Annotated in this window: 19 protein-coding genes and 2 pseudogenes; 19 read left to right on the top strand and 2 right to left on the bottom strand. The window is 69.4% G+C overall.

All coding sequences use genetic code 11. The features are described 5' to 3' along the window. The first annotated feature begins 151 nt into the window (after positions 1-151). A complete protein-coding gene (locus tag CIK06_RS07320) occupies positions 152-1,594 on the top strand; it encodes a polymorphic toxin-type HINT domain-containing protein (RefSeq protein WP_095564183.1) in 1,443 nt (480 codons plus the stop codon). Positions 1,595-2,204: 610 nt separating this feature from the next. Here the strand turns inward: CIK06_RS07320 and CIK06_RS31830 are convergent. Continuing rightward, a complete protein-coding gene (locus CIK06_RS31830; RefSeq protein ID WP_255408545.1) occupies positions 2,205-2,327 on the bottom strand; it encodes a hypothetical protein in 123 nt (40 codons plus the stop codon). A gap of 451 nt (positions 2,328-2,778) precedes the next feature. Between CIK06_RS31830 and CIK06_RS29165 the strand changes: the two genes are divergently transcribed. The 9 genes and pseudogenes from CIK06_RS29165 to ispG all read left to right on the top strand — a co-directional run bounded on the left by CIK06_RS29165 (position 2,779) and on the right by ispG (position 10,819). Then, entirely contained in the window at positions 2,779-3,405 is a 627-nt protein-coding gene (locus CIK06_RS29165; RefSeq protein WP_157756637.1) for a hypothetical protein, read from the top strand. Between the two features lie 231 nt (positions 3,406-3,636). Continuing rightward, positions 3,637-3,999, top strand: a pseudogene (locus tag CIK06_RS07325) (transposase family protein); the annotation flags it as partial. Positions 4,000-4,242: 243 nt separating this feature from the next. Next, complete coding sequence (locus CIK06_RS07330) at positions 4,243-5,328, top strand: IS110 family transposase (protein ID WP_095567532.1); 1,086 nt, start codon at positions 4,243-4,245, stop codon at positions 5,326-5,328. A gap of 16 nt (positions 5,329-5,344) precedes the next feature. After that, a pseudogene (locus tag CIK06_RS07335) lies at positions 5,345-5,764 on the top strand (transposase family protein); the annotation flags it as partial. A 94-nt stretch (positions 5,765-5,858) separates the two neighbouring features. Next, complete coding sequence (locus CIK06_RS07340) at positions 5,859-6,398, top strand: GNAT family N-acetyltransferase (protein ID WP_095564184.1); 540 nt, start codon at positions 5,859-5,861, stop codon at positions 6,396-6,398. Between the two features lie 81 nt (positions 6,399-6,479). Beyond that, a complete protein-coding gene (locus CIK06_RS07345) occupies positions 6,480-7,172 on the top strand; it encodes a Uma2 family endonuclease (protein ID WP_157756638.1) in 693 nt (230 codons plus the stop codon). A gap of 4 nt (positions 7,173-7,176) precedes the next feature. After that, positions 7,177-8,388, top strand: coding sequence for a 1-deoxy-D-xylulose-5-phosphate reductoisomerase (dxr, locus tag CIK06_RS07350; protein WP_095564186.1), 1,212 nt, complete (start codon positions 7,177-7,179; stop codon positions 8,386-8,388). After that, positions 8,388-9,638: an RIP metalloprotease gene (locus CIK06_RS07355; RefSeq protein ID WP_095564187.1), complete on the top strand. Its 1,251-nt coding sequence runs from the start codon at positions 8,388-8,390 to the stop codon at positions 9,636-9,638. Before dxr ends, CIK06_RS07355 begins: the two co-directional genes overlap by 1 nt. A gap of 8 nt (positions 9,639-9,646) precedes the next feature. Further along, positions 9,647-10,819 carry a flavodoxin-dependent (E)-4-hydroxy-3-methylbut-2-enyl-diphosphate synthase gene (ispG, locus tag CIK06_RS07360; protein WP_095564188.1) on the top strand — a complete coding sequence of 391 codons (1,173 nt, stop codon included), beginning with the start codon at positions 9,647-9,649 and terminating at the stop codon, positions 10,817-10,819. 76 nt (positions 10,820-10,895) lie between these two features. Here the strand turns inward: ispG and CIK06_RS07365 are convergent, their stop codons facing one another. After that, the gene (locus tag CIK06_RS07365; RefSeq protein ID WP_095564189.1) at positions 10,896-11,483 is read right to left on the bottom strand and encodes a PadR family transcriptional regulator; all 588 of its coding nucleotides are present in this window, start codon (positions 11,481-11,483) and stop codon (positions 10,896-10,898) included. Between the two features lie 146 nt (positions 11,484-11,629). On the opposite strand from CIK06_RS07365, the gene CIK06_RS07370 reads away from it, so the two are divergent. From CIK06_RS07370 to lepB, 9 genes are all read left to right on the top strand, one after another. Beyond that, positions 11,630-12,469 (top strand): DUF4081 domain-containing GNAT family N-acetyltransferase, encoded by an 840-nt coding sequence (locus CIK06_RS07370; RefSeq protein WP_095564190.1) that lies wholly within the window; start codon positions 11,630-11,632, stop codon positions 12,467-12,469. Between the two features lie 122 nt (positions 12,470-12,591). Next, a complete protein-coding gene (locus tag CIK06_RS07375) occupies positions 12,592-13,266 on the top strand; it encodes an ABC transporter ATP-binding protein (RefSeq protein WP_095564191.1) in 675 nt (224 codons plus the stop codon). After that, positions 13,266-15,416, top strand: coding sequence for a YhgE/Pip family protein (locus tag CIK06_RS07380; RefSeq protein WP_095564192.1), 2,151 nt, complete (start codon positions 13,266-13,268; stop codon positions 15,414-15,416). The genes CIK06_RS07375 and CIK06_RS07380 overlap by 1 nt, the downstream gene beginning before the upstream one ends. A 44-nt stretch (positions 15,417-15,460) precedes the next feature. Then, entirely contained in the window at positions 15,461-16,054 is a 594-nt protein-coding gene (locus CIK06_RS07385) for a TetR/AcrR family transcriptional regulator (RefSeq protein WP_095564193.1), read from the top strand. Between the two features lie 155 nt (positions 16,055-16,209). Next, entirely contained in the window at positions 16,210-19,845 is a 3,636-nt protein-coding gene (locus tag CIK06_RS07390; RefSeq protein WP_095564194.1) for an ABC transporter ATP-binding protein, read from the top strand. Between the two features lie 636 nt (positions 19,846-20,481). Further along, positions 20,482-21,135 carry an ABC transporter ATP-binding protein gene (locus CIK06_RS07400; RefSeq protein WP_232534066.1) on the top strand — a complete coding sequence of 218 codons (654 nt, stop codon included), beginning with the start codon at positions 20,482-20,484 and terminating at the stop codon, positions 21,133-21,135. Next, positions 21,132-22,202 carry an FtsX-like permease family protein gene (locus tag CIK06_RS07405; RefSeq protein WP_095564196.1) on the top strand — a complete coding sequence of 357 codons (1,071 nt, stop codon included), beginning with the start codon at positions 21,132-21,134 and terminating at the stop codon, positions 22,200-22,202. The genes CIK06_RS07400 and CIK06_RS07405 overlap by 4 nt, the downstream gene beginning before the upstream one ends. Then, the gene (locus CIK06_RS29170) at positions 22,091-23,323 is read left to right on the top strand and encodes an FtsX-like permease family protein (RefSeq protein ID WP_157756639.1); all 1,233 of its coding nucleotides are present in this window, start codon (positions 22,091-22,093) and stop codon (positions 23,321-23,323) included. The genes CIK06_RS07405 and CIK06_RS29170 overlap by 112 nt, the downstream gene beginning before the upstream one ends. An 87-nt stretch (positions 23,324-23,410) precedes the next feature. After that, the gene (lepB, locus tag CIK06_RS07420) at positions 23,411-24,097 is read left to right on the top strand and encodes a signal peptidase I (RefSeq protein WP_157756640.1); all 687 of its coding nucleotides are present in this window, start codon (positions 23,411-23,413) and stop codon (positions 24,095-24,097) included. Positions 24,098-24,321: the final 224 nt, after the last annotated feature.

Below are 24,321 nucleotides of genomic sequence, written 5' to 3' on the forward strand. Positions count from 1 at the left end.
GAGTAGCCGGTCGGCCCGACCACGTGGAACAGGCGGAATCGGAGCGGCGCCGCGACTCCGGCGCCGGTCGGTTCGAAGCCGGCGAACGGCACCGTAGTGCCATCACTCGCTGCCGTCGCTCAAGGCGGCCCTCAAGCCGGTCGTCAAGGGCGTGGCGGTTGCCGTATCCGCCGCGCTGCCCGCCGCGGTGGTGTCAGTGGCGCGCGACGTCGTCGATGATGTGGCCAAGGCCACCACGCAGCTCTACCAGCAGGCGGTCGAAGCTGGAAACTCTGCCATCGAAGGGCTGTCGAGGGCCGCTCAGGTGGTGGCCGAGACCAGCAAGGCCGCACTGCCCGCCGTGGCCGGCATCGCCGCCGGCGTGCTCACCACCGGCGGCTGTCTGCTGGCGACCGGTGGTGCCGGCTCCGCGGCGTGCGTCGTGGCCGGCTTCGCCGTTGGCGGCGCGGTCACCAGCGCACTGAGCTGCCCGCCTGGCCGGTCCATTGCCGGCTGTGCCGTGACCGGCGCGATCGCCGGGACGGTGGCCGGGGTCGTCACCGTAGCCACCGGTGGCTTGGGCGGTGGGCTGGCCGCGACGATGATCGGTGGTGGGCTCTCCTCGGCTGCCTCCGATGCCACCGAGCAGCTGTTGACCACGGGCCACGTCGACGCCGGCGAACTCTTGGAGCAGGGCATCGTGGGTGCTGGGACGGCCGGCATCCTGCGCGGTGCCGGCAAGGTTGCCAAGCCCCGGTGCAACAGCTTCGTCCCCAGCACCCAGGTCCTGATGGCCGACGGTTCTCACAAGGCGATCGAGGATGTCAAGATCGGCGACAGGGTTGTTGCCGCCGATCCCACCACCGGAAAGACGTCGAGTCAGCCGGTAACCGATGTCATCACCGGGTCCGGGCAGAAGAATCTGGTCGCGGTGACCGTCGCGGTCATGGACCGCGATGGCCCGGACGACGGCGCCCGGGTGCAGCCGGCCATGACAGGCACGGTCACCACCACCGCCAACCACCCGTTCTTCGTGGACGACCATGGCCGCCCCGCGGATCCGTTCGACGGGTCCGGACACTGGGCGAACGCTGGCGCCTTGGTGGCCGGTGAGCATATCGCCACAAACGGGGGAGACGACGCGAGGGTCGTCGCCACCCGCGATCGCATCGAGTACGCAACCGTCCACAACCTCACGGTCGACGGCGTCCACACGTACTATGTAATCGCAGGCAACACACCGGTCCTCGTCCACAACTGCGGGGACGCCGCAAAGCACAGCGTGGATAACTTGGCCGACTCCCTCGGAGATGACGTCTTCTTTCATTACACGGATGAGGCCGGACACGCCACCATCATGGAAGGTGGGGTGGTGAAGGCCAACTCGAAGGGCGTTAGCTACTTTGCGCAGGACATGGTGAAGTCCGGCGATGCCAACAATGTTTTGTTCGCAGGAAATCCGCGGTATGCAGGTCGCGGTTCCCATGTAATTGGATTCCGTATCTCTCCCGATAGGCTCGGGTCAGGTGTTCAGCCGAACGAGTTGGTGCATCAGGGCTCATTCAGGTTCACGCCAGATGATGTCATTTATCATGGGCCGAACCCCTTTGGTTAGGAGCAACAGTGCTGCAAGTTGACGACTACCAGGAACTCCTTGCTCTCAACCGGGCTCTGATGGAGGTTAGGTACCTCGCGCGCGAGGTAGACGACGCCACACGGGGAAGCTCCTTTCTTAGTGACTTGCATGAGCGCGTTATCAAAGAAATAAAGGTAAGTTTGAGGGCGTCTGGGCGAGATGGGGAAGTTGCCCAGTGGGAGCATTGGGAGGATTTCGCGAACCGTAGAATCGAGCCTCCGCTAATAGCGGAGTATCTGGTGCAGGACTGGGCGCAACTGCCGTCTCCCGAAGTCAAACGGGAGGTCGTGATAAATCAGATCCGCCCATTTAAGTTTAGCGCAGAAGATGTTCAGCGTATGGTGCAGGAGCTTGATCGGCGGGCGTCGGAAGGGGCGTCTGGATAGAGCCGAGAGTCGTAATGTGCGCGTCACGGACCGTAGGGACTCGGCTGCGCTATGCACTGGAGGGCGCAGGGGTCTGCCCGCGTTGCTGTCATTACTGATGTCATGCGTTCGCACCGACCGGGCGGTCGTACGACGCCGCCGCGGTGCGCTTGAGCCGGGAGGGGTGGCCCCGATGGCCTGGCGTCCACCGGTGGTGATCTGGGTCAACGGGTCGCCGTTCTTGCCGGGCGTGCGTCGGTGTTGCTGTCATGACTGCTGTCACCATCGACGATGCTGATATTCGCCAGGGTTGAACCGTAGGTGAACGCGCAGGTCAGGCCCGTCATCACCTCCGTGACGTCGCTATTGGTTCCACACGTACTATGTGCTCGCCGGCAACACGCCGGTACTCGTACACAACACTGGCGGAGCATCGAGTCCAGGTAAGGGTGCCGCTGGCACGCAAATGTTGATCGACGATTTGGTCAGTCGAGGATACGTAATTCGAGGTACAGAGATCAGCATGACCGCTGCGAACGGAGTGAACGTAAGGTTTGATGTTGTAGCCGAAAAGAATGGCGCTCTTTCGGTTTACGACACCAAGAATGGGCCCACCGCAGGCTTTACTAAGAATCAGGGCTCACGAGGCGGGTACATGTCAGTCGAGACACGCGGCGGAACGTTCTACGGACCCAACGCGCAGAAGGCGGGTCTTGCTGGAACCACACTTGGGCCGACGCGCGTGAAGATTGCGGGCTTCGGTGGCTATCCTCACTGCTGACGGGAAGAGGTGATGAGATGACCAACCTGGAACGGGATAGCCAGGAAGCTTGCGCATCCGCCTTGAGGCAATACGGCTACGTGGCGAAGCGACGGGGCCTTCTCCTGCAACCTCGGGATAGGAAGGACGTCACAGGGTGGCTTGGCCTCAACCTTGCGACGTGGGGTCTACCAGCTAAGTTGCAGATCAACCCGGTGGTAGGCGTCAGGCATGTTCAGCTTGAGAAGGCGTTGGTTGAGTTGGCGGGCTGGAAAGCTCCAGTAGCATCCATCTCGAAACCGCTGGGCTATCTCATGCCACAGAACACCTTCGTGCAGTGGGATTTCTCAGCAGACGGTGATCTGACCGCGATAGCTGAGGACTTGGCATCTGCTGTCAGGGCCTACGGGCAACCGTTCATTGACAAATGGACGAGCTGGGAGGCGTTCTCGGCCGAGGTTTCCGGGTCGGGACTTCTGCTTGACAATCAGCGATTCTTTGTCCTGCCGTTGGTCGCTGCGCTAAACGGCGATCTTTCAGGCGCTGAATCGCTGACTCGGCAGGAGTTGGATCGGGTGGGCGATGCTGAAGATGTCTATTCAAAGGGTTATAGGGAATTCGCAGGTAAGTTGCTTGCGCGAGCGTTCGATGTAGGCAAAAACTAGCGCTTGGAATGGTATTCTGTAGCGGAGTGGCTCCTTTTTTACGTAGTGGAGCCACTCCGTTGTGCGTTGGAGGTTGTGGTTGCCTGCTCCGGTTGATGTCAAGTTTGAGCCTTTTCCAACCTGATCTTGCAGGTCAGCCCGGGTCGGCAGGGGGTGCTGATCGATGAGGGCGAGGCTCCAGGTAGGACAGCAAATCGACCAAGACCCGATGCCCCGACCGGGAGCCTCGCCATGCTGTCCTACCCTGCCACGATCCCGTTGTCCAGCCGGACCCTGAACCACCTCGCCGAACGCATCCGCGGCCACCGCCAGCAGCGCAGATCCCGGTGGAGGCGGCTGACCCCGGGCCGCCAGGCACTACTCGCCCTGGCCCACCTGCGCAACGGCGACACCTACACCCGCCTCGCCGCCGGCTTCGAGATCGGCGTCGCGACCGCCTGGCGCTATGTTCAAGAAGCAATCGCCCTGCTCAGCGCTGCCGCCGAGGACCTGGACACCGCCATGCGGCGCATCCGGCAACTGGCCTACGCGATCCTGGACGGCACGCTGATCCCGATCGACCGGGTCGCCGACCAGAAGCCGTACTACTCCGGCTGTGAGAATCTCTGTATGCCGCCTCGGGGTTCGGTCTGACCCGTACTCTGGTTGGCCCTGTCGGTGCCCTGTGCTTGATCTGTCGACCGGGTTCTGTGGCGGTGCTTGCTGCCGCCGAGCCGGCGTGGCGTGTCCCGATAGGGGCCTTGCCGTTACAAGGCACCGTCACAGTCCTGACCGCGGGCGCCGGCCCGGCGACGGCCACCGTTTCCGTTCCTCGATGAGAGAGCAGCCGTGACCATCATGCCGCAGGAAGGCCAGACTGAGACCGGCGACCACGAGGTGGTGTTGGGCGTCGATACCCACAAGGATGTGCACGTCGCGGTCGTGCTGACCACGTTGGGTGTGCTGCTGGCCGGTCGAGACTTCCCGACGACGAAGTCGGGCTACCGCGACATGGTGATGTGGGCACGCTCTTATGGCCCGCTGCGTCTGGCCGGGGTTGAGGGCACGGGATCGTACGGGGCAGGGCTGACCCGGCTGCTACGTGCAGCGGGCGTGCATGTCATCGAGGTCAATCGGCCGGACCGGTCCGTGCGGCGCCGGCGCGGCAAGAGCGATGCGGTGGATGCCGAGGCCGCCGCCCGGGCCGTCCTCGCCGGAGATGCGACCGCGCTGCCGAAGACCGCCGACGGGCTGGTCGAGGCGATGCGGATCTTCAAGACCGCGAAAGATTCGGCGGTCAAAGCCCGTGTCCAGGCCATCAACCAGCTCAAGGCCATCGTGGTCACTGCCGAGCCCGCACTGCGTGAAGCCCTCGCCTTGCTGAATACTTCCCGGCTGGTCGCGCGATGCTGCCAGCTCGACGTCGATGCCCAGGACGCCGTCACTGCGGCAAGCTTGTACACGCTACGACAGCTCGCCCGCCGCATCCAGCACCTCGAGACCGAAATCCGCGATCTGCAGCACCGCATCGCGGGCGCGGTGCAATCCACAGCACCAGAACTGCTGCGGATCAGCGGCGTCGGCCCCGACACAGCCGCCACGCTACTGATCGCCGCCGGCGACAACCCAGGTCGGCTTGCCAGCGAGGCGTCCTTCGCCGCCCTTTGCGGAGTCAGTCCAGTCGAGGCGTCCTCGGGCAAGACCCAACGTCGACGACTCAACCGCGGAGGCCACCGCCAAGCCAACGCGGCGCTGTACCGAGCCGTGCTCATCGGACTGCGCTGGAACCCGAGAACGCGGGACTACATGCAGCGACGGACCGCCGAGGGTCTGTCCAAACGCGAGATCATCCGCTGCCTTAAGCGGTACCTCGCCCGCGCCATCTACCGGATCATCATCGCCTCAATGACCCCGACAACACCGCCACAGCCCTCTACGGCTTGACATACATAGGGGCATCAAGCACAAACGTCACGGCGTGAACGTGCAGGTCATCGCGGATGCGGCAGGGCGTCTCGTCTGGGCATCGGCCGCGCTGCCCGGTTCAACGCATGACCTGACCGCCGCCCGCACCCACGACATCATCGAAGCCTTGACCAGCGCCGACGTGATGACCTTCGCGGACAAGGGCTACCAGGGCGCCCGCGGCAGCCTGCGCACCCCGTTCAAGCGGCGCCGCTTCCGGCCGAAGCTGTCACGCCGGCAGAAGGCGGTCAACCGGGCGCACGCGAAGATCCGCGCCCGCGGTGAGCGCGCGATCGCCACGCTCAAGACCTGGAAGATCCTGGTCAAGCTGCGCTGCTGCCCACACCGCGCCACCGCGATCGTGCAGGCCATCCTCGTCCTGCACCACGTCGAAGCCGCCCGCCACGCAAGATGAAAAAGACTCAGTGAAGGGATCGTCACGGCTTCCCCGGCTTGGTCGACGGGCGCTAGGGGGCCGATCGGCCCGGGGCAGGTTATGGTCACCGGTCGTGGCGATCACCTTTGGGACCGGGCGGCTGATCGTGCGGCCGTGGACCGAGGAACCGGACGACGTGCGGCGGGCCTTCGACATCTACTCGCGGGTGGAGGTCGCCCGATGGCTTGGCCGCGGCGGTGATCCGCTGGCCGACCCCGAGCGGGCGATCCGGATGATCCGGCGGTGGAACGAGCGGAGCGCCGAGTTCGGTGAGCCGTACGGGATCTGGGCGGTGCAGCGCCGGGACACCGCGCTGGTGGTCGGCACGGTGCTGCTCGTCCCGCTGCCCGGGGTGGGCGGCGAGTCGACCTCGGACGTCGAGGTGGGCTGGCACCTGCACCCTGACTCGTGGGGCAACGGCTACGCCACCGAGGCGGCCCGCGGTGCGCTGGATCGGGGTTTCGCGGCCGGCCTGTCCGAGATCCACGCGGTGGTCTGGCCCGGAAACGACGCCTCCGTCGCGGTGACCCGCCGGCTCGGGATGGAGCCGCTCGGCCGGCGTACCGACTGGTACGACGGTGCCGAGGTGGACGCCTTCCGGCTGCGCCGATAGTCAAGCCGCGACACGCCTGGTGCCGGCCCCTCCCTGGCTGGGCTGGGCGTCGGCATGATGTCCAGCGCAGGGGTGAGCAGGATGGCGCAGCCCGTCACGACGCCGGAGCCGGAGTCCGGTGCGGCCGCGGAGATTGAGCCGTCGTTCGACGTGCTGCGCTGGCACGACGAACCGTGGACCGCCGACCTCGCCCTCCAACTGCTACCGGAGGCCAACGGCCCGCGGGTCGAAGTCGTGAGCGGAAGCGTGATCGTGACACCACACGCCGGGACGGACCACCAGACGGTGGAACGGGAACTCTCCTACCTCCTGCACCGCGCGGCCCGCCGCGCCGGGTGCTGGGCCTACCCTGAGATCAACATCGTCTCGGACGATGATCTGCTCCTTCCGGATATCGCGGTTCTGCGGGCGCCCGGTCGTGGGCGGGTCTCCGTCGGGATTGCCGAGGTTGTCCTGCTCGGCGAGATCGTGTCGCCGGGTACCCGGCGCAGGGACGTGATCGACCGGCCGAGGCAGTATGCGGACGCGAAGGTGCCGTACTTCCCGCGGGTGGACCTGCGCAACCGGGCGGCGACCGTCGCGCTGTTCGAGCTGGTGGAGGGGGAGTCCCGGCCGCTGGCCGCCGCTGCCGCCGGTACGACGTTCGTGATGCGGCAGCCGTTCGACTTTTCGGTCGACCCGGCGGACCTGCTCGACGAGGAGCCGGGACCGGGCTCCGAACCCGACGCGGGCGAGGAGCCCGGCACACAGGTTCAGGGCGATCGGGGACAATGACCCGGTGAACGCTCCCCGGGACATCGTGCTGCTCGGTTCGACCGGTTCGATCGGCACACAGGCGATCGACATCGTGCGGCGCAACCCGGACCGGTTCCGGGTGGTCGCCCTCGGTGCCGGCGGCGGCAACGTGGAACTGCTCGCCGCGCAGGCGCTGGAGCTCGGCGTGGACGTCGTGGGGGTGGCCCGCGCCTCGGCCGCCCAGGATCTTCAGCTCGCGTTCTACGCCGAGGCGCAGCGGCGCGGGTACCCGACCGGCGGTTTCCGGATCCCCAAGATCCTCGCCGGGCCGTCCGCGATGAACGAACTGGCCGAGTGGCCGTGCGACATCGTGCTGAACGGGGTGGTCGGCTCGCTGGGGCTGGCACCCACCCTGGCGGCGCTGCGGGCCGGCCGCACGCTGGCGCTGGCAAACAAGGAGTCCCTGGTGGCCGGCGGTTCGCTGGTGCGCGCCGCGCTGGTGCGGCCCGACCAGATCGTTCCGGTGGACTCCGAGCACTCGGCGCTGGCCCAGTGCCTGCGCTCGGGCCACCGGCCGGAGGTGCGCCGGTTGATCGTCACGGCCAGCGGCGGCCCGTTCCGGGGCCGCCGGCGAGACGAGCTGACCGACGTCACCCCGGAGCAGGCGCTGGCCCACCCGACCTGGAACATGGGCCAGGTGGTCACGATCAACTCGGCCACCATGGTCAACAAGGCGCTTGAGGTGATCGAGGCGCACGAGCTGTTCGACATCCCGTACCCGGATGTCACCGTCATGATCCACCCGACCTCGGTGATTCACTCCATGGTCGAGTTTGTGGACGGCTCCACGATCGCCCAGGCCAGCCCGCCGGACATGCGGCTGCCCATCGCCGTGGCGCTGGGCTGGCCTGACCGGGTGCCGGACGCGGCCGCCGCGGTGGACTGGACGCGCAGCCACACCTGGGAGTTCGCGCCGCTGGACGACGACGCGTTCCCGGCCGTGGCGCTGGCCAAGGCCGCCGGCCTGGCCGGCCGGTGCCGCCCGGCCATCTACAACGCCGCGAACGAGGAGTGTGTGGCGGCGTTCGTGGCCGGCCGGCTGCCGTTCCTGGGCATCGTCGACACCCTGGAGCGGGTGTTGGACTCGGCCCCCGATTTCGACGAACCGGGTACCGTCGAGGAGGTGCTCGCCGCCGAGTCCTGGGCGCGGGCCGCCGCGCAAGAGATCATCGCTGGCTCGGTGGAAGGAGCTTGATGCTGTACCTGCTCGGGGTGGTGGTGATCGCCCTGGGGATCCTCGTCTCGGTGAGCCTGCACGAAGCCGGTCACATGCTGACCGCCAAGGCGTTCGGGATGAAGGTCACGCGCTACTTTGTCGGCTTCGGCCCGACCCTCTGGTCGTTCCGGCGCGGCGAGACCGAGTATGGCGTGAAGGGGATCCCCCTCGGTGGCTTCTGCAAGATCGTCGGAATGACTCCGCAGGACGACGACGTCGACCCGGCCGACGAGCCGCGGGCGATGTGGCGGTTCCCGGTGTGGAAGCGGACCATCGTGATGGCGTCCGGTTCGGTCATCCACTTCATGCTGGCGGTGGTCGGTGCCTGGTTCGCGGCGGTCTTCGTCGGCCTGCCGAACCCGGCCTTCCCCAGCACCGACGCCCAGTTCCGGCAGGAGCCGGCGGTGATCGCACTCGCGCCCTGCGTGGTCGAGGAGAACGCCGACCGGGCCTGCGCCGCGAACGACCCGGCGAGCCCGGCGGCACTGGGCCAGTTGCACGACGGTGACCGGGTGACCTCGTTCGCCGGCCGGCCGATCGACAGCTACGGCGAGCTGCTGACCGCGCTGCGTTCGGCCGAGCCCGGCAGCTCCGTTTCGGTCGGCTACGTCCGGGACGGGCAGCCCGGCACCGCGCAGGTGACCCTCGCGCAGACCCGGCGTCCGCCGCTGGACGACCCCGACGGCCCGGTCGGCCCGGTCGCCGCGCTGGGCGTGGGGCTGCGGGTCAGCACCCCGGGCACGATCACGTACGGGCCGGTCGACGCGTTCGGCGCGACCGCGCGCTTCACCGGGGACATGGCGGTGGCCACCGGGCAGGCGTTGCAGCGGATCCCGGAGAAGGTTCCGGCGCTGCTGTCGGCGATCGGCGGCGACAAGCGGGACGCGGACACCCCGATCAGCGTGGTCGGCGCCAGCCGGCTTGGCGGCGAGGCGCTGCAGAACGGCGTCTGGCAGATGCTGGTCTTCCTGTTCATCTCGCTGAACTTCTTCGTCGGCGTGTTCAACCTGCTGCCGCTGCTGCCGGTGGACGGCGGGCACATCGCGATCGCCTGGTTCGAGCGGATCCGCTCCTGGATCTACGCCAAGCTCAACCGGCCGGACCCGGGCCGGGTCGACTATCTCAAGCTGATGCCCCTGACGTATGCGGTGATCCTGGTCGGCGGGGCGTTCACGCTGCTGACGATCACCGCGGACGTCGTCAATCCGATCACGCTCTTTTCGAGGTGAGTGAAGCTGTGACCGCTGTCAGCCTGGGTATGCCCGCTGTGCCACCGCCGCCGCTCGCCCCGCGGCGGGTGAGTCGGCAGATCATGGTCGGTCCGGTTCCGGTCGGCGGTGGCGCGCCGGTCTCCGTCCAGTCGATGACCACCACGTTGACCGCCGACGTGAACTCGACCCTGCAGCAGATCGCCGAGCTGACCGCGTCGGGGTGCCAGATCGTCCGGGTGGCCGTGCCGTCCCAGGACGATGTGGAGGCGCTGCCGGCGATCGCGAAGAAGTCGCAGATCCCGGTGATCGCCGACATCCACTTCCAGCCGAAGTACGTCTTCGCGGCGATCGACGCGGGTTGCGCGGCGGTCCGGGTGAACCCGGGCAACATCCGCCAGTTCGACGACAAGGTCAGGGAGATCGCGGCGGCGGCGTCGGCGGCCGGTACGCCGATCCGGATCGGCGTGAACGCCGGGTCGTTGGACAAGCGGCTGCTGGCCAAGTACGGCAAGGCCACCGCCGAGGCGCTGGTCGAGTCGGCGCTGTGGGAGTGCTCACTGTTCGAGGAGCACGGCTTCCGGGACATCAAGATCTCGGTGAAGCACAACGACCCGGTGGTGATGATCCGGGCGTACCGGCAGCTCGCCGAGCAGTGCGAGTACCCGCTGCACCTGGGCGTCACGGAGGCGGGACCGGCGTTCCAGGGCACCGTCAAGTCGGCGGTGGCCTTCGGGGCGCTGCTGGCCGAGGGAATCGGGGACACCATCCGGGTCTCGCTGTCCGCGCCGCCGGTGGAGGAGATCAAGGTCGGCGCGGCCATCCTGGAGTCGCTGGGTCTGCGGGAGCGGGGTCTGGAGATCGTCTCCTGTCCGTCCTGCGGGCGGGCGCAGGTGGACGTGTACAAGCTGGCCGAGGAGGTCACCGCGGGGCTGGAAGGGCTGCCGGTGCCGCTGCGGGTGGCCGTGATGGGCTGCGTGGTGAACGGTCCGGGCGAGGCCCGCGAGGCCGACCTGGGTGTCGCCTCGGGCAACGGCAAGGGCCAGATCTTCGTGAAGGGCCAGGTCATCAAGACCGTGCCGGAGGGGCAGATCGTGGAGACGCTGATCGAGGAGGCGCTCCGGCTGGCCGAGGAGATGGGCGCCGAACTGCCGGAGGAACTGCGCGGCCTGGTGAGCGGCCCGACCGTCACCATCCACTGAGCCCTCCGGTAAAGACGCCGGAAGATCCCGGGAAGGGCGCCGCGTACGTCGGCGACGCCTTTCCCGGGGGTAGCGGTTACGCGGATTCGGCGAGGATGGCGTAGAGCTTGCGCCGGGTCTCGTCCAGCACCTGTGCGGCGCGTTCGCGCTGGTCGTCGGTGCCGGTCAGCATGACCTGCCGGAGGGCGTCCATTGCCTGGAACCCGGACTGGCGGATCTCCTGCCAACTGTTCACGGTGCCCTCGGCGAACTCGGCCCACGGCGGGTTCTCGGCGGCCTGGGCCGCCTCGGCCTGGCCGGCCTCGGTGAGGGTGAACCGCTTGCGGCCGCCCCCGGTGTCGTCGGCCGCGGCCTCGATCAGCCCCTCGTCCTCAAGGAGCTGCAGCGTCGGGTAGACCGAGCCGGGGCTGGGTCGCCACGCACCGCCGGTGCGGGACGCCAGCTCCTGAATCATCTCGTACCCGTGCATGGGCCGCTCGACCAGCAGCGCCAGCAGCGCCGCCCGGACGTTGGCCCGGCGTCCCCGGCCGCGTCCGCGGCCGAATCCGCCGCCGGGTCCGTGCCGCCCGCCCGCCCCGGGCGGACCCGGCGGGAACGGCGGCATGCCCGGAAAGCCGAGGCCGCGCATCCAGCCTTCGCGCAGCGCGGCGGGACCCGGTCCCATGCCTCGGAAACCTCGATGGAACGTCATGTCGTACTTCCTCTCTGTGACTATCGGCGATGCATCTACGATATATCGGCAATGCATCGGCTGCAAGGGTCCTCCCCGTCGGCCCGCCGGCCGCGTCCGCATCTGGCACGCTGGTACGCGTGCTGACGGTTCCGGTGCGCCAACTGGGTGAGGCCGAGCGACCGGCGATCGAGCGGCTTCTGGATCGGGATCCGTACGCGTCGGCGCAGGTGGCCGAGCGGGTGGCCGCCCGCGGCCTGTCCTGGTGGCGGGCCGACGGGCGGATCCTCGGCTACGGCGAACGGCGCCAGGTCGAGTCGCTGTGCTGGCTCGGCGGCCACCTCACGCCGGTTCTCGCCTCGCCCGCCGCGGTGTCCGCGTTCGCCGACCAGCTCGGCGGCGAGGACCGGATCTGCTCCTCGATCGTGGGGGAGGCGACCGCCGTGCTCGGGCTCTGGGAGCGGCTGGCCGAGCCGTGGGGGCCGGCCCGGGACGTACGGCCGAACCAGCCGCTGCTGGCCACGGCCGACGAGGCGCCGATCCGGCCCGACCCGCAGGTACGCCTGGTCCGCGGCGGCGAGGTCGACCGGCTGTTCCCGGCGGCCGTGGCGATGTACACCGAGGAGGTCGGGGTGTCGCCGCTGGCCGAGGATGGCGGTCGCAGCTACCGACGGCGGGTGACCGAGCTGGTCCGGTCCCGCCGCGCCTACGCCCGGTTCATCGACGGCGAGGTGGCCTTCAAGGCCGAGCTGGCGGTGGTGACCCGGCAGACGGCCCAGGTGCAGGGCGTCTGGGTGGCGCCGTCGTGGCGGGGTCGGGGGATCGCCGCCGCCGCGATGGCCGCCGTGGTCAAGGACGCGCTGGTCCGGGTGGCTCCCTCGGTGAGCCTCTACGTCAACGACTACAACACCGCGGCCCGCCGGGTCTACGAGCGGTGCGGGTTCCGCTCGGTCGGCACCTTCGCCACCGTCCTGTTCTGAGCGGCGAGCCCGCCCCGCGGTCCTCCGGGTTGTCGCGGACGTCACGCCCGTCCCGCTGGAACCGGGTCCACCCATGTTTTTAGACTGACTGGTCAGGTCAGTTTGTTGGCGAGGGGGAGCGGGTGCCGGTCGTACAGGCGGAGGATCTGGGTGCCCGCGGTGGGCGGGGCTGGGCGTTCCGGCACGTCGACCTCGCCGTGCGGCCCGGCGAACTGGTGGCGCTGACCGGACCGACCGGCAGCGGACGTACCTCCCTGCTGCTCGCCCTCGCCGGCCGGTTCCGGATCGACGAGGGCCGGCTGCGTCGCACCGGCCCGGCCGCCCTGGGCCTGGTGACCGGAGCGCACGAGCCGGAACCCGCGCTCACCGTCGCCGAACACCTCGACGAGCGACTGCTGCTGCTCGGCCGCCGCGCCCCGGCAGGCAGCGTTCCGGCAGGCCGCGCCCCGGCGAGCGGCACCCCGGCGAGCGGCACCCCGGCCCGCCGCGGTCGAGCCGGCCGGCGGGACCGGATCGCGGCGGCCATCGCGCCGTACGCCGCCGATCTCGAACCGGACCTGCTGGTCCGCGACCTGACCCGGTTGCAGCGCCACCTGCTCGGCCTCGCGCTCGCCGGGCTGAACGACCCCGCGGCGGTGCTGGTCGACGACGTCGACACCGGGCTGAGCGGGCCAGAGCAGGATCGGCTCTGGGCCGCGCTGACCGACCTGTGCGACCGCGGGACGGCGGTGATCGCCACGGCCCGGGACGTCGAACCGACCCGCGACCTCCCGCAATACCGGATGGATGCCACCTGATGAGAGTTTTCCACCTCGCCCGGTACGAGCTGCGGCGGTTCACCCGCGGCCGGCTGCCCGCCGCGGCGCTGGCCGTGCTGACGGTCGTCCCGCTGCTGTACGGCGCGCTCTACCTCGCCGCGTTCTGGGACCCCTACGGCAGGCTGGACCGGATCCCGGTGGCCCTGGTGAACGAGGACCGCCCGGCCACCGCCACCGATGGCAGCCCGGTGCACGCCGGCCGGGACCTCGCCGACGAACTGGTCGACCGGCGGGTCTTCGACTGGCGGCGGACCGACGGGACACGCGCCGAGGCCGGCCTCCGGGACGGCCGGTTCCAGCTGATCTTCGAGATCCCGGCGGACTTCTCCGCCTCGCTGGCCGCGGCGCCCGACCCGGACCAGCCGGCACGGCCCGGCCAACTGCGGGTGGTCAGCGACGACGCCACGAACTACCTGACCGGGCTGCTCGCCCGAACGGCGTTCACCGAGATCCAGGCCGCCGCCCGGACCACCGCGAGCAGCGGATACTTCGACCGGATGCTGATCGGCTTCACCGACGCCAAGCAGCGCACGGCCGAGGCGGCCGACGGCGCCGGGCGGCTGCGGGACGGCCTCGACCGCTCCGGCTCGGGCGCCGGCCAGCTCGCGGACGGGCTCGGCGACGCCGCGGACGGCGCCGACCAGCTCGCCGGCAACCTCGCCACCGCCACCGCCGGGGCCGACCAGCTCGCCGACGGCCTCACCACGCTGGCCGCCGGCAGCGCCCAACTGGCCGCCGGCGCCGGACAGGCGGCCAGCCAGACCCGGGCGGCCGCCACGCAGATCAACACGGCCATCGACACCTGGGAACCGGTGCTGCGCCGCAACGCCACCCGGATCGCCGACGCCGCGACGCTGATCGCCGACGGTGCGCAGTCCCTGGCCGAGCACCTGGACACCCTGCCGGGCCGGGCCGACGACCTCATCGAGCGGGCCGGGACCGTGCGGGACCGCCTCGACGCGCTGGCCACCGCACACCCCGAACTCGCCGACGACCCCGACCTGGCGGCGGCCCGGGCCGCCGCCGGGCGCCTGGTCTCCGACGCGCAACGGCTGCGGTCCACGCTCAGCGACGCGAACCTGGCGAGCTTCCACGACCGGCTGGTCACCGTCGCGGCCACCGCCCGCACGGTCGCGGCCGAGGCGCCGCACCTGGCCGACGACGTACGCGCCGAGCAGGCCCGGCTCAACCAGCTCGTCGACGGGCTCGGCCAGCTCGCCACCGCCGCCGAGCAGGTCGACCAGGGCAGCCACCGGGCCGAGCGCGGGGCGGCCGAGCTGCGTACCGGCCTCTACCGGCTGGCCACCGGCGCGCAGGACCTGGACGGCGGTCTCGGCCGGCTCGCCGGCGGCGGCCAGCGGCTCGCCGACGGCCTGACCGACCTGCGCTCCGGGGCCGCGCAACTCGCCTCCGGGCTCGCCGACGGGGCCCGGCAACTGCCCGGGTACGACGACGCGGCCACCCGGTCCGGTGTCCTCGGCGACCCGGTGGCGCTGGACCGCGGTACGCGGCACGCCGCGGCCAGCTACGGGGTCGGGTTCGCGCCGTACTTCCTCGCGCTGGCCCTCTGGGTCGGCGCGATGATCACGTACATGCTGCTCCGGCCGCTGAACCGGCGGCACGTCCTGTCCGGCGCCCCGGCCCGGCGGGTCGCGCTCGCCGGCTGGCTGCCCGGGCTGGCCGTCGGCCTGGCGCAGGCCGTGGCCCTGTACGCGGTGGTCACCCTCGGGCTGGGGCTCCACCCGGTGCACCCGGTCGGCACGCTGGCGCTGCTGCTGCTCACCGCCGCCGCGTTCACCGCCCTGGTGCAGTCGCTGGGCGCCTGGCTCGGCCCGGCCGGGCGGCTGGCCGCGCTCGCCCTGCTCATGCTCCAGCTCACCTCCTCCGGCGGCACCTACCCGGTGCAGACCTCGCCCCGGTTCTTCCAGTTGGTGCACCCGCTGGTGCCGATGACGTACGTCGTCGACGCCCTGCGGCACACGGTGAACGGCGGACCGGCCGGGCCGGTGCTGCTCGGCGCGGCGGTCCTGGTCGGGTTCGCCGGCGCCGCGGTGGTGCTCAGCGTGGCCGCGGCGCGGCGCGCCCGCCGGCTCACCCCGGCCAGGCTGCATCCCGAGCTGGCCATGTAGCAGACTGGCCGGCGGCGCAGGGAGTGCGGCGGAGGGAGGCGGCGGTGACCGACGGACGGTCGCGCCGGCGGGTGGACACCCGCCAGCGACTCTTCGAGGCGGCGGTCGCGCTCATCGCCGAGCAGGGCTACTCGGCGACCACCGTCGACGACATCGCGGCGCGGGCCGGGGTGGCCAAGGGCACGGTCTACTACAACTTCCCGTCCAAGACGGCCCTGTTCGAGGCGCTGTTGCGGCACGGCATCGGGCTGCTCACCGACGGCTTCCGGACCGCGGTGGCGGGGCAGCCGCCGCGCGCCGCGCTGGCCGCGCTGGTCCGCGCCCAACTGGAGTACATCCAGCGGTACCGGGCCTTCGCCCAACTCCTGCTCTCGGAGATGTGGCGGACGAACCGGCAGTGGCAGCAGACCCTGCGGCTGCTGCGCGCCGAGGCGATCGGGACGATCGCCGAGACCGTGCAGGCTGGGGTGGACAGCGGCGACCTGCCCGCCGACCTGGACGTACGGCTGGCCTCCTCGGCGCTGTTCGGCGTCGGTCTGGTGGTCGCCGTCGACTGGCTGGTGTTCCAGCCGGACCGGCCGATCGCCGAGGTGCAGGAGTCGCTGCTGGCCATCGTGCGCCGGGTCGCGCACACCTGAGCCCGTGCGCCGGGTCGCGCACAGCTATGGTCGGCGGCGCCGCGTTGCTGGTGGGCGGCCGTTTCCCGGCTGCTCTGCCGGTGGCATAAATGCGTTGAATCTCGGCAGTCGGCGCCGCAGGCTGAGGGTTCCGCACAATCCTCGGGGGGATCCACATGCGCCTGTTCCACGACCTGTGGTCCTCCGCACCCCGCCGGGTCACCCTGGTGGCCTGCCTCATCGTGCTCGGCGCGGGCGGCCAGGCGGTTGCCGCGGCGCTGGCCGGCCCGGTGCTGGTGCATCGCTCCGGGGTCTTCTTCGTCCTGCTCGTCGTGGCGCTGGTCGCGGCCGCCTGCTCGGACCTCGCGGTCGGGCTGATCACGGCGGGGCTCACCGCCGACTGGGCCGCCGACGTCCGCCGCCGGCTGTGCCGGGTCGCCCTCGGGCAGGACCTGCCGGCGATCGAGACCACCCCGGTCGGCGAGCTGCTGGACCGGATCGACGGCGATGTCTACCAGGTCGCCGCCCAGCTGCGCGGCCCCGGCGTACGGGTGATCCAGTCGTTCGGGGTGGCCCTGCTCTCCGTGGTCACGGCGCTTGTCGTCTGGTGGCCCGGCGGCGTGGCCATGCTCGCCCTGATCGTGTTCCTGGTCGTCCGGCTGCGCAGGCCCACCATGCGCATCGGGCCGCTGCGGATGGCCGAGGAGGAGAGCTGGTCGGATCTGGCCGCCGTGATGGAGGAGGCCATCCACGGCCAGGACGACGTCCGGACCAGTCTGGCCCGGCCGTACGTGCTGCGGCTGTTCGCGCGGCAGGCCAGTCAGGTGCTGGCCCGGGGCCGGCGGGTGTGGCTCGCCACCGCCCAGGTCACCACGGCGGCCGCCGGCACCGCGCACCTCGGCATCATCGCGGTCGTCCTCGGCGGGACCTGGGCGCTGGCCACCGGCCGGGTCGACAGCGCGCGGCTGACCGCGATCTGGCTGCTGGCGGTCGCCTTCGGGGTCACCGTGGAGCACGTCACCCGGATGGTGCCCGAGTTGCAGGTCGCGCTGGGCGCGTGGGCCCGGGTGCAACTGCTCCAGTCGTCGCGACAGGAGCCGGTCGGCGGGGCCGTACCAGAGGACGGTGACCTGGAGGTGCGCGGCCTCACCTTCGCCTACGGCCGGGCCGGCTCGGACGGCGACCACGCCCCGGTGCTGCGGGACGTCCGCCTGACCTTCGCCCGCGGTCGCTCGTACGCGCTGATCGGGCGGACCGGATCCGGAAAGTCCACCCTCACCAAGGTGCTCAGCCGGGCGGTGCAGGTGCCCCGGGGAACGGTCTTCCTGGCCGGCACCGACCTGCTGGACCTCGACCTGGAGCGGTTGCGCCGGTGGATCGCCGTGGTGCCGCAGCGTACCGAGATCCTGGCCGGCACCCTGGCCGAGAACATCGCGCTGTTCGACCCGGACCTGCTGGACGCCGCCGCCCGGGCGCTTGACGAACTGGGCCTGGCCGGCTGGGTCGCGGAGCTTCCGGACGGTCCGGACACCCGGCTCGGCGACGGCGGGCACGTGCTGTCGGCCGGGCAGGAACAGCTGATCGCCTTCGCCCGGATCCTCGTGCGGGACCCGCAGGTGGTGATCCTGGACGAGGCCACCGCCCGGCTCGACCCGGTCACCGAGGCCCGGGTGCAGCGGGCCACCGAACGCCTGCTCACCGACCGGATCGGCATCGTGATCGCGCACCGGCTCTCCTCGGTCCGCCGCTGCGACGAGGTGGTCGTGCTGGCCGACGGTCAGGTGCTGGAGGCCGGACCGCTGCGCGAGTCCGAACGGTTCGCCCGGCTGCTGGCCAGCAGCCGGGTCGGGGCGTACGCGAACGCCGGCGCGCGGGACGCGAACGCTGGCGCGGGCGTGCTTACCCTGCCCGACGGCGGTGCCCCGCACTGGCCGACCCCGGCGGAGCCGGCGGGTGCGGCGACGGCCGTGGGCACTGCGGGCGTGGGCACTGCGGGCGTGGCCACGCTGACCGCCACCGCGCCGACCACGGTCGCGGCGACCGGGACCACCGGGACCGCGCCGGTCGAAACGGCCGCGGCCGGATCGGGTACGGCCGGTCCGGGCCGCAGCGAGCCGCCGCCCCTGCCGCCGGCGCCCCGCAGTCGGACGATGCGGGAGATCGTCCGGCTGACCTTCAACGACCGCCGGTACGGCCTGTCCGCCCTGGCGTTCTTCCTGGTGATGGCCCTGCTCGGGCTCGACGGTGCGGTGCTGCCCTGGCTGTGGGCGGACCTGGTCGACGGCACCGGCGGGACGCTGTGGCCGGCCGTCGGGATCGTGGCCGCGCTGATCATCACGCTGCCGGTGCCCTGGTACACCAACAAGTGGTTCCCGGAGTGGTGGGTGCGGCAGATGTTGCGGATCGGCCTGCGCCTGGTGCACGGCCAGACCGGACCGCGCCGGGTCAGCAAACACACCCCGGCCGAGGTGGTGGCGCAGGGCGGTGACACCGAACGGGTGGTGCAGCTCGCGGACAACCTGATCGACCAGTTCGCCGCCGTGGTCGTGGTGATCGGGATGACCGTGGTCTCCGGGTCGATCGTGCCGGCGCTGTTCTTCGCCGGCACCATGCTGGTCTCGGGGCTGGCCGCCACGCTGTTCGGCCCCCGGCTCGAGCGGCTGGCCCGGCGTACCGTCAAGGCCCGGGCCGCCTTCGCGACCGCGCTGGTCTCCGCGCTCTCGGCGGCCCGGACGGTGAAGCTGGCCGGGGCCACCGAACCGGTGCTGGCGCACCTGGCCCGGCTGGACCGGGTGCGCAGCGACCGGCAGCGGCGGGAGATCGCCGTGCAGGTGCTCTCCCGTTCGACGCCGTCGATGGTCAGCGGGCTGCTGCCGATCGGTGCCTGGGCGCTGTTCCTCGGCGGCGAACTCTCGGCCGGTGCCACCCTGGTGGTGGTCGCCACCCTCGGCGCGGCCCGGTGGTTCGCCTGGACGACCGCCTCGCTGGTGTCGCAACTGCCCTCGGCCCGGGTGTGGACCCGGCGGACCGTCGAGATGTGCGGGGTCGCCGACTACTCGGCCGAGGTGCCGGGGGTCGACATTTCCGCCGGCACCGCACCCTGCCCCGCGGCGCCACCCCGGCGGCCGCTGCGGCGGCTGGAACTCGACGGCTTCACCGCCGTGCACGAGGACGGGACGGTCGCGGTCCGGGACGTCGACCTCACGGTGGAACGCGGGCAACTGGTGCTGGTCGTCGGACCGGTCGGGGCCGGCAAGTCGTCCCTGCTGCGGGCGCTGGCCGGGATCGTGCACCACACCGGCGCGCTGCGCTGGAACGGGACGCCGGTGGTCGAACCGGAACTGTTCCTGCGGCCCAACCAGGTCGGGTACGTCGGCCAGTTGCCGCGGGTGCTGTCCGGCACCGTCGCCGACAACATCGCGCTCGGCCATCCGGTCGACGCGGCCGGCGCGGTGGCCGTCGCGCAGCTGGAGCACGACCTGGCGGCGGCGGGAAGCGGACTCGGCCTGCTGATCGGCCACAAGGGCACCCGGCTGTCCGGCGGGCAGTTGCAGCGGCTGGCCCTGGCCCGTGCCCTGGCGCCGCAGACCGAGCTGCTGGTCGCCGACGACGTGTCATCGGCGCTGGACGTCAGTACCGAGCTGGAGCTGTGGCGGGCGCTGCGCGAACACGGGGTGACGGTGGTCGGCTCGACGTCCAAGCGGGCGGCGCTCAACCAGGCCGACCGGGTGGTCGTGCTGATCGGCGGCCGGGTCGCCGCCCAGGGCCGGTGGGCCGACCTGGACGCCGACTGGGGTCACCTGGCCGGGTAGCGGCCCCGCGTCCTACAGGATTCCCTCCAGCCGTTCCCTGAGGTGGTTGGGCTCGATCAACTGGAAGTGATCGCAGCGCGAGCATTCGAGGTGGCTCGGGTCGAGACCCCGGACCACCGCTTGGTGGGCAATCGCGTTGGACGTTTCCTCATGGTTGAACGAGAGAACATCGTGAACGCTGTCGGTGTCGTTTCGAGTTTCGAGGACTTTGATCAATTGATCCAGGGGTAGTTGGTGTCCATCGTTCGGGAAGAGGCCGACAGAAAAGGACTTGAACCACGGGCACCTCGGCGGCGGCGGCCCACCTCAATCGACGGGCGAGGACTGGAAACGGAGTCATGGACCACCGCGCCATCCCTCGGCCCAACCGGCGGTCACTCCGGGCTTGCGACTTTGAAGAGATGGGGGTACGGTCACATTCGCCGGCGTCTGTTCTACCAGGGCGCTCAAATCTGTCTCATGTGTTTACATCACCGAGCCTAAGTTCCATAGTGAATCGCTCCCTCAAGGTCGGCGAAAGGAGCAACGCGTTGGTAATGATGGGTATCCAGAAGGACGATTATCTCAAGCGCGGGCCGGACGTTGTCCACGGCGGAGCTCATCTATCGGCTGACACATATGCTGAACGCTGAACACGTGAGGTATTCGTTCGGCCAGACGGTGGCGCTCGCGTCCGTGAGTGCCACCGTCATGCCGGGCGAAAGGGTCGCGTTGATCGGACCGAGTGGGTCAGGCAAGACTACCTTCCTCTACTGTCTCGCTGGTTTACTCAAGCCGGACAGCGGGCGAATTTCCTTCAATGGACGAGATTGGGCGAGTTTGCCTGACGAGGAGCTGTCCGGTCTCCGGCTCCGCTCCTTCGGTTTCGTATTCCAATTCGCCGAACTGGTGCCGGAGCTGACAATCAGTGAAAACATCGCACTCCCACTGGACCTGGCAGGCGTGGGTCGAAGGGAACGTGCGAGGCGCGTCGGCGCTCTATTGGAGCGGCTTGGTCTCAATGGCGAGGCCAACCGGCGACCGGCGCAGGTTTCCGGTGGGCAGGCGCAACGGGCAGCCGTGGCTCGGGCGGTCGTGCATCGTCCCGCCGTCATCTTCGCGGACGAGCCGACTGGTTCGCTCGATACGACCAACGGCGAGGCGGTGATGGACCTTCTGTTCGGCCTCTCTGCGGAGCAAGGTGCGGCGATCGTGCTGGTCACCCATGATCTGAAGATTGCGCACAGGGCTGACCGCCTGCTGGAGATGCGCGACGGTCGGCTGGCGTCGACACCGGTAGTGGACGCATGACAAAGGATCTGCGCCTTGCGTTGCGTCTGGTCCGCGGCGGCGGCGCAGCAGGCTACCTCCGGCTGGGCCTCATGACGATCGGGTTCGGTCTGGGTGCTGTCGTGGTGTTGCTCCTGACTACCTTGCCTGCCGTGCTCGGTGAGCGTGGCCGCGTGACCGCGGCCAGACAGCCAATCTCGGCGGATGCGGAGTACTCGTTCAGGTCAAACTTCAACTTTGGCTCGTGGCACGGGACGCGCTTTACCCGGGTCCTGATCGCCGACGCTGGGCCGAGCGCGCCCCGTCCTCCCGGCGTGGTGGCCCTGCCCCGTCCGGGGGAAGTCGTGCTCTCGCCCGCTGCGGCGCAGCTTGTCCGTAAGGACGGTACCTTTGCCGAACTCGTTCCCGGCCGGCAGATAGGACGTATCGACGAGTCCGGGCTTCTTGGCCCGGACGAACTTTATGCGTATGTGGGTGTCACTGCGGCGGAGATGCCCGGCGGCTCCCCAAGCCGGGGTTGGGGTGGGTTGGTTACCGACGAGGAGATGCGCGCTCAGTTCTCTGACATACCACTCCAACTACTGCTCATCGTGTCCGCGCCGGCGGTGTTCTACTTTGCCGTATGCTCCCGGCTGTCGGCCGCGAGTCGACGTCGGCGATACGCCGCACTGCGCTTGGTGGGTATGAGCCGGCGCAGAGTCCTGCGGCTTGCGTCACTTGAGTCGGCGGTCGCAGGTTTGGTCGGCGGCGGACTGGGACTGGCCTGCTATGCAGTGCTCAACCGCGTCATCGGACCTTCGAACGCCCTCGGCTTTACGTGGTATCCGAACGCCTCCGCGTTTTCCCTCCCGACTGGCGTCATGGTGGTGCTGGTATTCGCTCTCATGTCCGGTGTGGTGGGTGGGCTGAGCAGCGGACGTGCGCTGTTCCGGCCAGTCGAGGCGCGCTTCGACGCGGCCGACCGCCCTCCCCGCTGGTGGCAGCCAGCCCCCTGGTCTTCGGGCTGGGGCTGCTCACCTACCCACTGTTGTTCGAGCACCGACAGTCGGGGGAAGCCATGGACCAAGCGAGCGGCATCATGCTGCTGATAGGTGTGGCGCTGTCGGCGCTTGGTCTGCTGGTCTCCCTGCGCACGGCCTTGGTGATCCTGGCCCGGAGCGTCGCTGCAAGCCGGGCATCAGTGGGCCTACGGCTTGGTTTCCGGCGGATCGAGTACGAGTCGGTGGGGATGGCGCGCCATCTTGCCGGGCTCTGTGCCCTTGTACTTGTGGCAGCGCTCGGCGCGGGCGTACTTCGTCAGACCGAACTCTCGGCGACTCCGCTGGCTGAGCGGCTGATTGTGAAGGTCAACGGCCAGGACGTTCCGGAGGACGTACGACAACGCATGGCGGATCTGCCGGCGCAGGGCCATTGGGTCGAGCAGCGGAGTGAAACATCGCTTCCTCCAATGGGCACGGCCCCAACGACGCTGAGAGACATCGTCCGTTATCAGGGAGTGAATCTCGTTGTCGCAACCTGCGAGTCGCTGCGACGCAACACTGGTCAACAGCTTGCCAACTGTCGAGACGGCAGCGCGTACCGGATCCAGTCACACACGGGAATGATGTCACTACCTCCGGGACTTGACGTGACATTCCACGATACCCAGAAGGGCCGCATAACGATCAAGGTTCCGGAAGAAACCATCGATCTCGCCGCAGGAGATGGACTGCCTCAATCGATGGCTATCCTCGTCACCGGCGACGCAGCGCCGGTCGGCCTCACCGACGAGAGCTTCCTCTTCTATCAGATATCATCCGACGTGGCTTCGGTCGACCGCTTCGTCGCCCACATCGCGTCTATTGCGCCCGCGGCGACCCTGAGCGTGTTCGGACTCGATCTGCCGGCACTGGAGATCTATCGCGTGCATCGAGGAGTCGTCGGGATGGGCGTCCTACTCGCCTTCTTGCTCGGTATCGGGGCTTTCCTGATCAGCTCGGTGATCCGCGTGGTGGATCGCCGCCGTAACGTCGTGTCCTTGGTCGTCGTCGGAGCCCCCCGACGAACGCTCAGATTCGTGCAGGCGGTGCAGACACTTGTCCCGCTAACTATTGCGTTGACGGCCGCCCTGGCAGTCGGTCATCTCGGGGGAATGCTCTTCTCCGGCTCCAAGGCAGGCAACAGGGCTGGTACACCGGAACACTTTCGGCCGCCTGGCCGATGGTGCTGATGGCCATTTTGGCTGCCGGCGCCGCCGGATTGATTGTGGTGGGACTACGGCCGCGAGCTGAGGATCTGCGTCGGGAATGAGACAGGAATGAAGAGGTTCGTGACGGTTATCAACGCCACTGGGCGCCGGACGCGCCCTCTGTTGATCGGGGCACTGGTCGCTTTGGCGGCTGGCCTGGGTGTGCTGGTGCCCAACTTCAGCACCCACGTGGTGGGAACACCGGTGATGGGGCCGGCGATCAACGCGGGTGAACGGGTAGTGGTCCGGGATGGGTCTTCGGTCGAGCGCGGATCGGTTGTGGTTGTACAGGCGTGGGAAGATGCGCTTTTCACGGTACGTGTGATCGGCTTGGCTGGCGATGTGGTCGCCTGTTGCGGTGACAACAACACGTTGTCAATCAACGGGAAACCTGTGTCGGAGCCATACGCGCACGGCGCGACGGATGCCTTCGGCGACTTCACCGTCACAGTCCCACCAGGCCGGATCTTCGTGCTGGGCGACTCCCGCGACGTATCTGTCGACTCCCGCTCTCATATCGAGAACGATGGTGGCACCCTTCCGCTCGATCAAGTGCGTGGTCCGGCGGTGGCGGTTGCCACGCCTGCGTGGCGCGCTCGGCTACTGACCGGTTCCTCAGATGTTCCTCTCCTGATTCTGGGCATCACCCTCTCCGCCGGGGGCATGATCGCATTGATCGTGGCGGGCTGGCCATATGCGAGAAGGTTGGCTGCCGTGGTTAGGCGTCTACGGTTGGGTGCCGCGAAGGGTGACTGAGCGGGCTGGTTGATTTCGTCGATTCCATTCGAGCGGGTGGTGGGACCGTGACTTTTCGGGTCATCTGAGGATGTGCTGTCCACCGTGGGATGGTCTTGGTGCGGTGGTTGGCCGGGATGGTGGCGCGGCTGGACGAGTTGTCCGCGCGGGTCGCCGGCCTGGAAGTGGATCTGCGCGATCGACTTCCCCTCGCACGGGTCGTCCAACGCACTCGGCCCTTCGCT

This window comes from Plantactinospora sp. KBS50, from assembly GCF_002285795.1.
Classification (GTDB): Bacteria; Actinomycetota; Actinomycetes; order Mycobacteriales; family Micromonosporaceae; genus KBS50.